Source organism: Thioclava sp. F36-6 (genome assembly GCF_002020305.1).
In the GTDB taxonomy this organism is placed as follows: domain Bacteria; phylum Pseudomonadota; class Alphaproteobacteria; order Rhodobacterales; family Rhodobacteraceae; genus Thioclava; species Thioclava sediminum.
This window is the reverse complement of the sequence record NZ_MPZX01000001.1, coordinates 802,872-815,922: the sequence shown is the minus strand read 5'-3', so window position 1 is coordinate 815,922 and position 13,051 is coordinate 802,872. Positions and strand designations below refer to the sequence as shown.

Here is a 13,051-nt window from a genome sequence, read left to right as displayed (position 1 = left end):
GCGAGCCTGCGGCGGAGCCGTCAGCCGCGCGCCGGAACCTTGTGCAGAAGCGGCATCAGCTCGCCCATATCGGGCCCATGCGCCATGCCGGTCACGGCCTTGCGCAGCGGCATGAACAGCCCCTTGCCCTTGCGCCCGGTCGCGTCCTTCACTTCCGAGGTCCAGTCCTTCCACGTGGTGTCGGAATAGGGCGGCGCGGGCAGCATCGTCATGGCCTGAGCGATGAAGTCGCGATCTTCCTCGTCGATCTCCGGCTCCGCGCCGTTCAGACACAGATCGGCCCAGCCCTTCAGATCGTCGAGCTTGTCGATATTTTGCGAGGCGACCTTCCAGAAGCGCTCGCGCTGATCCTCGGGGATGCCGAGATCCGCGATACGATTCGCCACGGCCGAGAACGGCAGGTGCTGGTTGCGCGCACGGGTCAGCGGGATCAGGTCCGCCGGGTCGAATTTCGTCGGCGCCGAGCCGAAATGGTTCAGCTCGAACCCGTCGGCCAGCTCGTCGATCGACATTTTCAGTTCGATCGGCTGGCTCGAGCCCAGACGCGCCATCATCGACAGCAGCGCCTCGGGGGCGATGCCTTCGGCGCGCAGATCGCGGATCGAGAGCGCGCCAAGGCGCTTCGACAGTTCCTCGCCCCGCGGGCCGGTCAGCAGCGAATGGTGCGCGAAGCTCGGAACCTTGCCGCCGATCGCCTCGATGATCTGGATCTGCGTCGCGGTATTGGTGACGTGATCGCCGCCGCGCACGATATGGGTGATGCCCATATCCGCGTCGTCCACCGGCGAAGCGAAGGTGTAAAGCACCTGCCCCGAGGCCTTGATCAGCACCGGATCGGACACGGAGGCCGCATCGATCGACAGATCGCCAAGGATGCCGTCTTTCCACTCGATCCGTTCGAGTTCCAGCTTAAAGCGCCAGTAACCTTCCTTGCCTTCCGCGCGCATCGCGTCTTTTTCGGCATCGCTCAGATGCATCGACGCGCGGTCATAGACCGGCGGCTTGCCCATGTTCAGCTGCTTCTTGCGCTTCAGGTCCAATTCGGTCGGGCTCTCGAAGCATTCATAAAGCTTACCGTCGGCCTTCAGCTGCTCGGCCACCTCGGCATAGCGGTCGAGCCGCAGCGACTGACGCTCTTCCCGGTCCCATTCGATGCCGAGCCATTCGAGGTCCTGCTTCAGCGCGTCGATATATTCCTGCTTCGAACGCTCCTGATCGGTATCGTCGAGGCGCAGGATGAATTGACCGCCGGTCTTGCGGGCGATCAGGTAGTTCATCAGCGCGGTGCGCAGGTTGCCGACATGGATATAGCCGGTGGGCGACGGGGCGAAACGGGTAACGGTGGTCATCTGGGCAAACTCCTGTTGGCGCCTGCTCTTTCATAAGGCGGCCCGTTTGTCCATATGAGGGGCCATGCGGCGCGTGCAGAGCGGCTTGGAGAGTGCGATGAGCGAGGGTTACGACTGGGCGGAGGTCATGGCGCCGGGCATCGAGGAGATCGAGGCGCTGGCCGAGGCCGCACGCGCGGCGCTTCCGCCGGAATTCGCCCGCGCCGCGCAAGGTGTCGCGATCCGGGTGGAAGACTTCGCCTCCGAGGCGATGCTCGCCGAGCTGGGCATCGAGGACCCTTTCGAGCTGACCGGGCTTTATGACGGGATCCCGCTGACCGAGAAATCCGTGATGGACCCCGGCGGCCACACGGATGTGATCTGGCTCTTCCGCCGGCCTATCCTCGACGAGTGGGTGTCGCGCGGCAACGAGCCTCTCGGCGCCCTCATTACCCATATTTTCGTGCATGAACTGGCGCATCATCTGGGGTGGTCGGATGGCGATATTTCGTCGATCGATCGCTGGTGGGAGTGAACCGAAGCGGCTCACGCAACGTTCACGACTCTGTGGAAGCGGCGCGATGCGCTAGACTTCGACCTGCGAAGACCAACCATCGAGAGGGAGAGACCCGATGACCAGGACCTTCATGACCCGCCGTGCAGCATTGAAAACCGCCGCTTTCCTGCCCGCCGCCCCCGCGCTTCTGACCGGGACCGGCGCCGCCGCGCAAAGCTCGAACGAAGCCCCGCCCGCGATCCCGCGTTATCGCCGGATGCAGATGGGCGACCTGACGATCACCACGCTGCTCGCCGGATCCCGCGAGTTGGAAAACCCGCAAACGATCTTCGGCATGAATGCCAGCCCCGAAGACTTCGCGGCCGTCTCGGAAGCCGCTTATATCCCCGCCGACAAGTCGTTGAATTTCTTTACTCCGACGCTGATTGAGACCGGCTCGGAGAAAATCCTCTTCGACACCGGCCTGTCGCCGGAGGGGATCACCTCAGCACTTTCCGCCGCCGGACACGCGCCCGAGGACATCACCCATGTCGTGATCACCCATATGCATGGCGACCATATCGGCGGGCTGATGGGCGACGGTGGCGAGACCTTCGCCAATGCCGCCTATATCACCGGCCAGAAGGAATTCGACCACTGGTCGAATGCGGGCAACGACACGTTCGAGGCCAAGGTCCGTCCGCTGGCCGAGAAGATGAGCTATCTCAAGGGTGGCGATTCGGTCGTCTCCGGCATCTCGGCGGTCGAGGCCTTCGGCCACACACCGGGTCATATGGCATTCATGGTGGAGTCGGGTGGCAAAGGCCTGATGCTCGCCGCCGATACCTCGAACCACTATGTCTGGTCGCTTCAGCGTCCCGATTGGGAAGTGAAATACGACATGGACAAAGAGATGGCCGCGAAGACCCGCAAGAAGCTTCTGGGCCGTGTCGCCGCCGACAAGCTGGCCTTCATCGGCTACCATATGCCCTTCCCCGGCGTCGGCCATCTCGAGGCGCTGGACACCGGCTTCCACTTCCACCCGATCACCTATCAGCTCAACGTCTGATCCGTGATGCGTGCGGGTCCAACTCGCACGGAGAATTTCAAGCGCGCGCCCGACCGGCGCGCGCTTTTCTTATGTCACCCTGCTCTGAGAGGGGCACGCCTGTAAGGGCCGCGACTGGCTGCGCCCCACCCGTCAGGCGGCGGCATCGCCCTCATGCAACTCCATGCGCACAAGGGTCTGGTTGAGCAGGATATAGGCGATCTCGCCGAAAGTGACGGGGCCGGTGAAGCCGCCGGTGCGCTGTCCTTCCAGCTCGCCGTAGAGATAGTTCAGGATACAGTTGCACGAATATTCGTTGGCGCCTTTGCCCCCCGCGCCTTCAGCGAAGGCCTGCGCGTAGGAGCCCAGCGCCTGCGCCAGACGGTATTCGACCCCCTCGACAACAGGGGCGTAGAATTTCACCTTGCCGGCCTCGGCATCGACCTCCTGGATCGAGACATTGACGAGTGTGCCTGCGTAATTTGCGACCAGCGGTAGGCGCGTGTCGAGCTCATGCTCGGCGATGTAGCGGGCGAGGTTGACCTCTTGCCCCTCGACCGTCGCCACCTCGGCTTCGAACCCCGCCTTCGGGAAGGTGAAGGTCTGCGCCTCGGCCTCGCCTTGGGTGAAGATATTGAGGATGTCGAGATCGGCCGCGACGCCATCGGGCAGCTCGACATGCAGCAGCACCGCCCCTTCGTCATGCGCCACGCCCGTCGCGCCGTCGAACACCTTCGGCGCGCGCTTGCCCAGCTCATCGAGATGCACCCCGGTGATCCAGCCCGCCAGCGGCTGATCGAAGAGACCGGGATAGCCCTGCCCCTCCACCGCGAAATCGGAATGCGCCACCGAGAAGGCGGGGATCATGATCATGGTGAAGCCATTCTCGGCGTAGCCTTCGGAGATCTTCGGCAGATCGCCCACACCGATCCAACGCGGCACCGCGCCCGTTGCCCGCTCGAACCGGGTGCAGAACAGCTTGTCGCGCACCACCGCTCCGCCCTCTTCGGTGACGAAATAAACCGTGGTGCCGCCGATCCATTTGCCGCGCGGGAGCTGCGCCAGAAGCGCCTCGTCCCCCGCCACGACCATGACGTCACCCGCCTCGATCCGCGCGGCGGCCTCGGCCACGCTCAACATCTCATTTTTCATCCCGGATCCCCTCTCGAGCCTAGAACGCCGCGACATCGCCGGCGGCAAAAGCATTTTTCGCGACGAACTCACGCAGCTCCGCAATCTTGTCGCCAAGCGAGGCCGGGCTCGCGGCCACCTCGCGACGCAAGCGCGCAATCAAGATCTTCGTTGCCAGCGACGCCGCACTCAAATCGCTCTGACTCGTCAAAACCCGCTTCCATCGCGGATCATCGGCACCCGGGACCATCCTCACACTCCTTTGAAACAGCACGGGAGAGGTCATAGCGCACCATCCCTTAACACTGCGTTGACAGGCGCGAGCTTCGCGCCGCAAAGTCGGGCTCTGGGCCAAAAGGAGACGCGATGACCTCGATCCTCACGATCACGCTCAACCCGACGGTCGATCTGTCGATCGAGACCCCCGAGGTCGCGCCCGAGCGCAAGCTGCGCTGCACGCGGCCGCTCACGGATCCGGGCGGCGGTGGCCTGAATGTCAGCCGCGCGATCGCCGCCTTGGGGGGCAATTCGACGGCTTTCGTGGCCCTTGGCGGGACCACTGGCGACCGGGTGATGCGGCTTCTGGCCGAGGCCGGGATCGCCGTCTTCCCCTTCCCCGCGCCGGGCGAGACGCGGATGAGCCTGACCGCCACGGATCAAAGCACGGGCGCGCAATATCGCTTCGTGATGCCGGGGCCAGACTGGGGCGCACGCGATGTAGCCAAAGCGCTCAGCCGGATCGCGCGGGCCGCGCCCGAAGGCGGGATCGTGGTGCTGTCGGGCTCGCAACCGCCCGGCGTGCCCGAGGATTTCCCGGCGCGTCTGGCGACGAAGATGGCGCGGACCAAGGCGCGGCTTTTCCTCGACACCTCCGGCGAAGCGCTGCACCAACTGATGGAAAGCGAGGCGCAACCCGCCGACGTGCTGCGGATGGACGAGCTGGAGGCCGAGGGGCTGGCGGGTCGCAAACTTCCCGAACGCCGGGATAGCGCCGATTTCGCCCAAGACCTCGTGCGGCGCGGGCTGGCCCATGCGGTGATCGTGGCACGCGGCGCGGACGGCAATGTGCTGGCCACCAAGGATGCGCGTTGGTTCGCTGTGGCTCCGAAGGTCGACGTCGTGTCGAAAGTGGGCGCGGGCGACAGTTTCGTGGGGGCCTTCACGCTGGCGCTTTCCCGCGGCAAGACCTTCCGCGAGGCGTTACAGCACGGCGCCGCGGGCGCAGCAGCGGCGGTGACCACCCCTGCGACCGATCTGTGTTCCGCCGCGATGGTGCGCCGCCTCCTACCGCATTGTCCGGTCGAGCCGGTCTGAGCACTCTGCCCCTTTGCCTCGCGGCACCTGCGCGTTATGAAAGCGCCAAAGGAGCGCCGCCCATGCTGAAGACCCGCATCATTCCCTGTCTCGACGTCGCCGATGGCCGCGTCGTGAAAGGCGTCAATTTCGTGAACCTGATCGACGCGGGCGACCCGGTCGAGGCCGCCAAGGCCTATGACGCGGCCGGCGCCGACGAGCTGTGTTTCCTCGACATCCACGCGACGCACGAAAACCGCGGCACCATGTTCGATCTGGTGACCCGCACCGCCGAGCAATGTTTCATGCCGCTCACCGTGGGCGGCGGTGTGCGTACCCATGAGGACGTGCGTGCGCTGCTGCTGGCCGGGGCCGACAAGGTCTCGTTCAACTCCGCCGCCGTGGCCGATCCGAACGTGATCACCGAGGCCGCCGACCGCTTCGGCAGCCAGTGCATCGTCTGCGCGATCGACGCCAAGACGGTGGAGCCGGGCCGCTGGGAGATATTTACCCACGGGGGCCGCAAATCCACTGGCATCGACGCAGTGGAATTCGCGCGCACCGTGACTGCAAAGGGCGCGGGGGAAATCCTGCTGACCTCAATGGATCGCGACGGCACCCGCGCGGGCTTCAATCTGGAGCTGACGAAGGCGATCTCGGACGCGGTCGACGTGCCGGTGATCGCCTCCGGCGGCGTCGGCAATCTCGACCATCTGGTGGAAGGCGTGACCAAGGGCGGGGCTTCGGCCGTGCTCGCGGCGTCAATCTTCCACTTCGGCGAATACACGATCCGCGAGGCCAAGGAATACATGGCCGCCGCGGGCATTCCGATGAGGCTGCAATGAGCATTCTGGACCAACTCGCCGCGACCATCGAGAGCCGTAAAGGCGCCGATCCCGACACGTCGTGGACCGCGAAGCTGCTGGCCAAGGGCCCGGAGAAATGCGCCGAGAAATTCGGCGAGGAAGCGGTGGAAGCGATCATCGCCGCGGCCAAGAACGACCGCGAAAATCTGACTTATGAGGCGGCGGATGTGCTCTATCACCTCTTGGTGATGCTGGCGGCGCGCGACGTGAAGCTGGACGATGTGCTCGCCGAACTGGAGCGCCGCGAAGGAACCTCCGGCATCGCCGAGAAAGCGGCCCGCAGTTAAGGGGCGCTGCCCCTCTGCCTTGCGGCATTCACCCCGGGATATTTCTCAAGAGCGAAGGCGCGGTCCGTGCCTGTCTTCGCTCATGCCGAAATATCCCGGGGGTGAGGGCTGCGCCCGAGGGGGCTGGCCCCCTTTCCCCGCGCGAACCGCGTGCTAGCTGGCCTCTCAAACAGGAGGCTTTCATGGCACAGACGACCGACACCAACCGCAAGATCATCCTCGCCGAACGCCCGAAAGGCGCGCCGGACGAAAATACGCTGAAGCTCGAGACAGAGGCCGTGCCGCAACCCGGCAAAGGCGAGATGCTGCTGCGCACCGTCTGGTTGTCGCTCGACCCCTATATGCGCGGGCGGATGTCGGATGCGAAATCCTACGCAACCCCGGTCGAGATCGGCGGCGTGATGACCGGTCAGGTCGTGGCCGAGGTCATGGAGAGCGATGTCGCGGGCTTCTCGAAGGGCGATTATGTGCTCTCGCCCTCGGGCTGGCAGGACTTCTTCGTCTCGGATGGCACGCAAGTGCTCAATCTCGGGCCGGAGCCGGAGAACCCGAGTTGGGCCTTGGGTATTCTGGGGATGCCGGGCTACACGGCCTATGCGGGGCTCTTGAAGATCGGCGAGCCGAAACCGGGCGAGACAGTGGTGGTTGCCGCCGCCTCCGGTCCCGTCGGTGCAACGGTCGGCCAGATTGCCAAGATCAAGGGCTGCCGCGTCGTCGGCGTCGCGGGCGGGGCCGAGAAATGCGCCCATGTCACCGACACGCTGGGGTTTGACGCCTGTATCGACCACCGTGCCGAGGATTTCGCCGAGCAACTGGCGGCGGCCTGCCCGGACGGGATCGACGTCTATTTCGAGAATGTCGGCGGCAAGGTGCTCTACGGCGTGCTGCCGCTTCTCAACCCCTTCGCGCGGATGCCGGTCTGCGGCATGGTCGCGTGGTATAATCTACAAGGCCTGCCCGAGGGGCCCGATCACGGCCCGCAGATCCTCTCGACGATCCTGCGCATGAAGGTGAAGGTGCAGGGCTTCATCATCTTCGACAGCTTCCCGATCGAGCTTTATCAGGAATTCTCCGAGGCGATGACCGGCTGGCTGAAAGAGGGCAAGGTTCAGTACAAGGAGCAGGTGGTGGAAGGCCTCGAGGCCGCGCCGCAGGGGCTCTACGACCTGCTGGAGGGCCGCAATTTCGGCAAGATGGTCGTGAAAGTCGGCTAAAAGCGAGGCACGCGCGCAGGGCTTTCGCATCCGTGACTTGCCCTGCGCCGCGCATCGCTTATCTCTATTCCTATGTTTGGACGCCTTTTCGATATGCTCAACGATCCCGCCCCCGATCCGATGGAGGGGGAAGATCGCGAATTGGCGCTTGGCGCACTTCTGGTGCGGCTCGCGCGGTCGGATGAAAACTATACCGAAGAGGAGAAAACCCGGATCGACCGGGTTCTCGCTCAGCGCAACGGGCTCTCTGGCTTCGAGGCGACCGAGATGCGCAAGCGCGCCGAAGAGGTCGAGGCGGGCGCGCCCGACACGGTCCGCTTCACCCGCGCGCTGAAAGACAAGGTCGCCTATGAGGACCGCACCGGCGTGATCGAGGCGCTGTGGGACGTGGCGCTGGCCGATGGCGTGCGCGATGCCCATGAGGATGCGCTGATCCGGCTCGCGGCGAAACTTCTGGGCGTAAACGATGTCGATTCGGCGGTCGCAAGGCAACGAGTCGAAGCCCGCCGCACCTGAATTCGACGGGCACACCGGCGCGGGGCGCGACCGCTCCGCGCCTGTTTTTTCCTCAGATGCTCGTGATTTCGGCCCCTTCCCCATCGTCAACCGGGCAGACGCAGTTGCATTCACCGGTCAAATCGCGCCAGATTGCGCGGATGGACAAAGAGAAGCTGCCTGCGTGACCCGAAACGAGCCTGCGCCCAAAGACGCGCCCGTCATCGAAATCCGTGACCTTTACAAGAGCTACGGCTCGCTCGAGGTGCTCAAGGGCGTCTCGATCACCGCGCCGCGCGGCCATGTGGTGTCGTTGATCGGCTCCTCCGGCTCGGGCAAATCGACCCTCTTGCGGTGCTGCAACCTGCTTGAAGACAGCCAGAAGGGCGATGTGATCTTCGAAGGCGAGTCTGTGCATTGGCGTGGCGAGGGGCTCAATCGTCGCCCTGCCGACCGCGCGCAGGTCACCCGGTTCCGCACGAACCTGTCGATGGTGTTCCAGCAGTTCAATCTCTGGGCGCACATGACGATCCTGCAGAACGTGATGGAAGCGCCGGTGACGGTGCTGGGCCGTGACAAGGCAGAGGTCGAACCGCTGGCGCGCCAGTTGCTCGACAAGGTCGGCATCGGCGACAAATGCGATGCATGGCCCGCGCAGCTCTCGGGCGGCCAGCAGCAGCGCGCGGCGATCGCGCGGGCTCTGTGCATGGAGCCCAAAGCGCTTCTCTTCGACGAGCCCACCTCGGCGCTCGACCCGGAATTGCAGCAAGAGGTGGTAAAGGTCATCAAGGACCTCGCCGCCGAACACCGCACCATGATCCTCGTCACCCACGACATGCGGCTGGCGCGTGACGTCTCCGACCACGTCGTCTTCCTGCATCAGGGCAAGATCGAGGAAGAGGGCCCGCCAGAGGCTCTGTTCGGCGCGCCGAAATCGACGCGCCTGCAACAATTCCTGTCGGCCACCGCGCCGGCGTGAACCAACCCAAGAATTAACAACGGGGAACCAAAATGAAAAAACTGATCCTGACCGCTGCCATCCTCGGCCTCTCGGCCGGCGTCGCTGCGGCACAGACCGTCCGCATGGGCACCGAGGGCGCCTACCCTCCCTACAACTTCATCGACGATAACGGTGAAGTCGCGGGCTTCGAGCGCGAACTCGGCGACAAGCTCTGCGAGATGGAGAGCCTCGACTGCACCTGGGTCACCAATGACTGGGATTCGATCATCCCGAACCTGCTCTCGGGCAACTACGACACGATCATGGCTGGCATGTCGATCACCGCTGAGCGTGAGAAGACCATCGACTTCACCCAGGCCTATTACCCGCCGGCAGCCTCGTCCTACATGGCGATGGACCCGGGCGCGGACCTCAAGGGCGGCGTGATCGCGGCGCAGACCGGCACCATTCAGGCGGCCCATGTCGCTGAAACCGGCGCAACGCTGGCCGAATACGCGACCCTCGACGACACGATCGCCGCCGTGAAGAACGGCGAGGCCGACGCGGTCTTCGCCGACAAGGACGCGCTCAAGCCCTTCGCAGGCCAGGACAACCTGGAATTCGTGGGCGACGACGTGCAGCTCGGCAAAGGTATCGGCATCGGCCTGCGCAAGTCCGACACCGAGCTGAAGGACAAGTTCAACGACGGCATTTCCAAGCTGAAAGCCGATGGCACGCTCAACGAAATGCTCAAGAAGTATTTCGGCGACAACGTCATGACCTTCAAGAACTGATCCAAGATACGAGGCCGGGGCGGCATAAACCGCTCCGGTCCCGACCGAAAGTCCGATGTTCGAAAGCTGTTCCGATCCTTCTGCCCTTCACGGGCTTGGCTGGCTGCTCTGCTACCTGACCACGGGTAAGCAGATCATGTTCTATGGCTCATTCGGCATCGTGCTGATCCTGCTGGCCGTGACCGCGCCGGTGGCGCTGATCTTCGGCTTCGGCGGGGCGCTGGCCGCCCGGTCGAGCGCCGCCCCGCTGCGCTTTCTCGGACGGGGCTACATCGCGATGGTGCGCGGTGTGCCCGACATCATCTTCTTCCTTTTCGTGCCGATCGCGATGGACCAGGGGCTTGAATACCTGAAGTCACGCGCGGTTTGCCCCGATCCCGGCCCGGCCTGGACGGGTAACGAATTCCACGTCTGTGCCTCCGCGAAAATCCCGCTCGGCACGGCCCCGCAATTCTATCACGAGGCCTATGGCTTCGCGCTGGCCGTGGTGGCCTTCTCCATCGTCTATGGCGCCTTCGCCGCCAACGTGCTGTTCGGCGCTATGCAGGCGGTGCCGCGCGCGCAGCTGGAGACCGCCGAGGCTTACGGCATGACCCGCGCGCAGGTGAACCGCCGGGTGCTGATCCCGCAGATGTGGGCCTATGCGATCCCCGGTCTGTCGAACCTCTGGATGATCCTCATCAAGGCAACGCCGCTGCTGTTCCTTCTGGGCATCGAGGATATCGTCTATTGGGCGCGCGAACTGGGCGCGACCAAGTCGAGCATCTACGCCTATCCGCATCCCGACTGGCGTCTGTATTACTTCCTCGTGCTGCTGGTCTTCTATCTGGTGATGACCAAGCTCTCCGAGATCGTGCTGGCCCGCATCAACCGCCGCCTCGCCTTCGGGCAGGCCACGGCGGCCGGGGAAGCGCTGAGAAAGGCGGACGCATGAGCTGCATTCAGACCATCGCGGATTACGGGCTGCGGTCGATCGGGATCGGCGAGCGGCTGCTGCCGCGCTCCGATTTCACGATGTGCCAGCAATTCACCCTGATCGGCTCGGGGATGATCTGGAACCTCTATTTCGGCATTCTCGCGCTGCTGGCGGGTTTCTTCCTCGCCACGACGCTCGCGGTGGCGAAGAACTCCGATCGCGCGATCTTCCGCAAACCGGCCGAATGGTTCATCTTCCTGTTCCGCGGCTCGCCGCTCTTCATCCAGTTCTTCCTCGCCTACGAGGCCTTCGCGATGCTGCCCCGTGCAGGCTTCCCGATCCTCGGGATCACGGTCGCGACGGACTGGATCACGCGGGCCTGGGCAGGCGCACTGATCGTGCTGTTCTTCAACACCTCCGCCTATGCCGCCGAGATCTTCTACGGCGCGCTGCGCTCCGTGCCGAAAGGCGACATGGAAGCCGCGGACGCCTACGGCATGACCGGTTGGACCAAGTTCCGCCGCGTGACATGGCCGACGATGCTCCGGCTCGGCTGGCCGTCCTACACAAACGAGGCGATCTTCCTGTTCCACGCCACCACGCTCGTCTTCTTCTCGGGCTTCCCGGCGTTCCGGCAGGAGGGCGACGCGCTCTATTACGCGAAATATTTCGCGGACAAGACCTTCAATCCCTTCATCCCCTACCCGATCGCGGCGTTCTACTTCATCCTGCTTACGCTCTGCGTCATCGCGGTCTTCGGGGTGATCAACCGCCGCCTGAACCGCCATCTGCCGCAGGAAAGCCGCAAGCGCTTCCGGTTCAGGCCGCAGATTATCAGGTGACACATGAACTGGCTGCACGACCATCCCGACGTTCGCACGATCCGCGTGGCGGCGGCCGATCTCAACGGGGTGGCGCGCGGCAAGCGCCTGCCGGCCCGCTTCGCCGATAAGGTCTTCACCGAAGGGACGCGCTTTCCCTATTCGGTGATGAACCTCGACATCTGGGGCGAGGATGTCGAAGACAGCCCGCTCGTGTTCGAATCCGGCGATGCCGACGGCCTTCTGATGCCGACCGAGCGGGGCTTCCTGCCGATGCCGTGGCTCTCGGCGCCGACCGCCCTGCTGCCGATCTGGATGTTCCATATGGACGGCAAGCCCTATGCGGGCGATCCCCGGCAGGCGCTTGCCCGCGTCGTGGAACGCTACAAGGCGCTGGGGCTGACCCCGGTGGTCGCAACCGAGCTGGAGTTCTTCCTGATCGACGACAGCGGCAAGACGCTGCGTGTGCCGCCCTCGCCGCGCTCGGGCAAGCGCCGCACCGGCGGCGAGGTCCTCTCGCTCCGCGCGCTCGACGCGTTCGACATCTTCTTCAGCCAGCTCTACGACGCCTGCGAGGCGATGGATATTCCTGCCGATACCGCGATCTCCGAAGCGGGTCCGGGGCAGTTCGAGATCAACCTTAGCCACCAGCCCGACCCACTGAAGGCCGCCGATGACAGCTGGCTGTTCAAGATGCTGGTGAAAGGTCTGGCGCGCGCGCATGGCTTCGCCGCGTCCTTCATGGCGAAACCTTACGACGAATGGCCCGGCAACGGGATGCATATGCATTTCTCGGTGCTCGATGCCGAGGGCAACAACATCTTCAACGACGGCACGCCGCAAGGCTCGGACCAGATGCGCCACGCCGTCGCCGGGTGTCTCGCCGCGATGGAGGGCTCGGGCCTGATCTTCGCGCCGCATGAGAACAGCTATGACCGGCTCGTGCCCGACGCCCATGCGCCGACCGGCATCGCCTGGGCCTATGAGAATCGCACCGCGGCGCTGCGCATCCCGGCCTCGGGACCGCAGGCGCGGCGGATCGAGCATCGCGTGGCGGGCGGCGACGTGAACCCCTACCTGATGATCGCGGCGATCCTCGGCGCGGCCCTGATCGGGATCGAGGACAAGATGGAAGCGCCCGAGCCGATCAAGGGCAACGCCTATGCGCTCGACCTGCCGCAGATGCCGACCGACTGGGAAGCGGCGATCGACGCCTTCCAGAATTGCGAGATCATGCCGCGCATCTTCGACCGCGACCTGATCACCAATTTCGCCATGACCAAGCGACAGGAGCTGCATTACATGGCCGAGCTGTCGGATCAGGAACAGACCGAGCTTTATCTGGATACGGTCTAAGGGGGCGCTGCCCCCTCGGGCTTCGCCCTCACCCCCGGGATATTTCCATCAAGGGGAAGGGAGCGG

General features: G+C 64.5%; 15 protein-coding genes. 12 read left to right on the top strand and 3 right to left on the bottom strand.

Annotation, left to right across the window (positions count from 1 at the left end; translation table 11 throughout):
- Positions 1 to 20 precede the first annotated feature (20 nt).
- On the bottom strand, positions 21 to 1,349 hold the full coding sequence (gltX, locus tag BMI88_RS03895; RefSeq protein WP_078546223.1) for a glutamate--tRNA ligase: 1,329 nt from the start codon (positions 1,347 to 1,349) through the stop codon (positions 21 to 23).
- A 97-nt stretch (positions 1,350 to 1,446) separates the two neighbouring features.
- Between gltX and BMI88_RS03890 the strand changes: the two genes are divergently transcribed.
- Together BMI88_RS03890 and BMI88_RS03885 are read left to right on the top strand one after the other, a co-directional pair.
- A complete protein-coding gene (locus BMI88_RS03890; RefSeq protein WP_078546221.1) occupies positions 1,447 to 1,863 on the top strand; it encodes a metallopeptidase family protein in 417 nt (138 codons plus the stop codon).
- 97 nt (positions 1,864 to 1,960) lie between these two features.
- Entirely contained in the window at positions 1,961 to 2,893 is a 933-nt protein-coding gene (locus BMI88_RS03885) for an MBL fold metallo-hydrolase (RefSeq protein ID WP_078546219.1), read from the top strand.
- Between the two features lie 132 nt (positions 2,894 to 3,025).
- On the opposite strand, the gene BMI88_RS03880 is transcribed toward BMI88_RS03885, so the two are convergent.
- Positions 3,026 to 4,024 carry a hypothetical protein gene (locus BMI88_RS03880; protein WP_078546217.1) on the bottom strand — a complete coding sequence of 333 codons (999 nt, stop codon included), beginning with the start codon at positions 4,022 to 4,024 and terminating at the stop codon, positions 3,026 to 3,028.
- Positions 4,025 to 4,043: 19 nt separating this feature from the next.
- The gene (locus BMI88_RS03875; RefSeq protein WP_078546215.1) at positions 4,044 to 4,253 is read right to left on the bottom strand and encodes a hypothetical protein; all 210 of its coding nucleotides are present in this window, start codon (positions 4,251 to 4,253) and stop codon (positions 4,044 to 4,046) included.
- 116 nt (positions 4,254 to 4,369) lie between these two features.
- Between BMI88_RS03875 and BMI88_RS03870 the strand changes: the two genes are divergently transcribed.
- The 10 genes from BMI88_RS03870 (at position 4,370) to BMI88_RS03825 (ending at position 12,985) form a co-directional block, all read left to right on the top strand.
- Positions 4,370 to 5,317, top strand: a complete 948-nt coding sequence (locus BMI88_RS03870) for a 1-phosphofructokinase family hexose kinase (RefSeq protein WP_078546213.1) — start codon at positions 4,370 to 4,372, stop codon at positions 5,315 to 5,317.
- A gap of 62 nt (positions 5,318 to 5,379) precedes the next feature.
- Positions 5,380 to 6,141, top strand: coding sequence for an imidazole glycerol phosphate synthase subunit HisF (hisF, locus tag BMI88_RS03865; protein WP_078519675.1), 762 nt, complete (start codon positions 5,380 to 5,382; stop codon positions 6,139 to 6,141).
- Positions 6,138 to 6,449: a phosphoribosyl-ATP diphosphatase gene (locus BMI88_RS03860; RefSeq protein WP_078546211.1), complete on the top strand. Its 312-nt coding sequence runs from the start codon at positions 6,138 to 6,140 to the stop codon at positions 6,447 to 6,449. The genes hisF and BMI88_RS03860 overlap by 4 nt, the downstream gene beginning before the upstream one ends.
- 182 nt (positions 6,450 to 6,631) lie before the next feature.
- Positions 6,632 to 7,663, top strand: coding sequence for an NADP-dependent oxidoreductase (locus BMI88_RS03855; RefSeq protein WP_078546209.1), 1,032 nt, complete (start codon positions 6,632 to 6,634; stop codon positions 7,661 to 7,663).
- 93 nt (positions 7,664 to 7,756) lie between these two features.
- The gene (locus BMI88_RS03850; protein WP_246831817.1) at positions 7,757 to 8,179 is read left to right on the top strand and encodes a TerB family tellurite resistance protein; all 423 of its coding nucleotides are present in this window, start codon (positions 7,757 to 7,759) and stop codon (positions 8,177 to 8,179) included.
- A gap of 163 nt (positions 8,180 to 8,342) precedes the next feature.
- Entirely contained in the window at positions 8,343 to 9,137 is a 795-nt protein-coding gene (locus BMI88_RS03845) for an amino acid ABC transporter ATP-binding protein (RefSeq protein WP_078519679.1), read from the top strand.
- 32 nt (positions 9,138 to 9,169) lie between these two features.
- A complete protein-coding gene (locus BMI88_RS03840; RefSeq protein ID WP_078546205.1) occupies positions 9,170 to 9,892 on the top strand; it encodes a transporter substrate-binding domain-containing protein in 723 nt (240 codons plus the stop codon).
- Positions 9,893 to 9,947: 55 nt separating this feature from the next.
- A complete protein-coding gene (locus BMI88_RS03835) occupies positions 9,948 to 10,826 on the top strand; it encodes an ABC transporter permease subunit (RefSeq protein WP_078519681.1) in 879 nt (292 codons plus the stop codon).
- On the top strand, positions 10,823 to 11,650 hold the full coding sequence (locus tag BMI88_RS03830; RefSeq protein ID WP_078546203.1) for an ABC transporter permease subunit: 828 nt from the start codon (positions 10,823 to 10,825) through the stop codon (positions 11,648 to 11,650). Before BMI88_RS03835 ends, BMI88_RS03830 begins: the two co-directional genes overlap by 4 nt.
- Positions 11,651 to 11,653: 3 nt before the next feature.
- Positions 11,654 to 12,985, top strand: a complete 1,332-nt coding sequence (locus BMI88_RS03825) for a glutamine synthetase family protein (protein WP_078519683.1) — start codon at positions 11,654 to 11,656, stop codon at positions 12,983 to 12,985.
- Positions 12,986 to 13,051 lie beyond the last annotated feature (66 nt).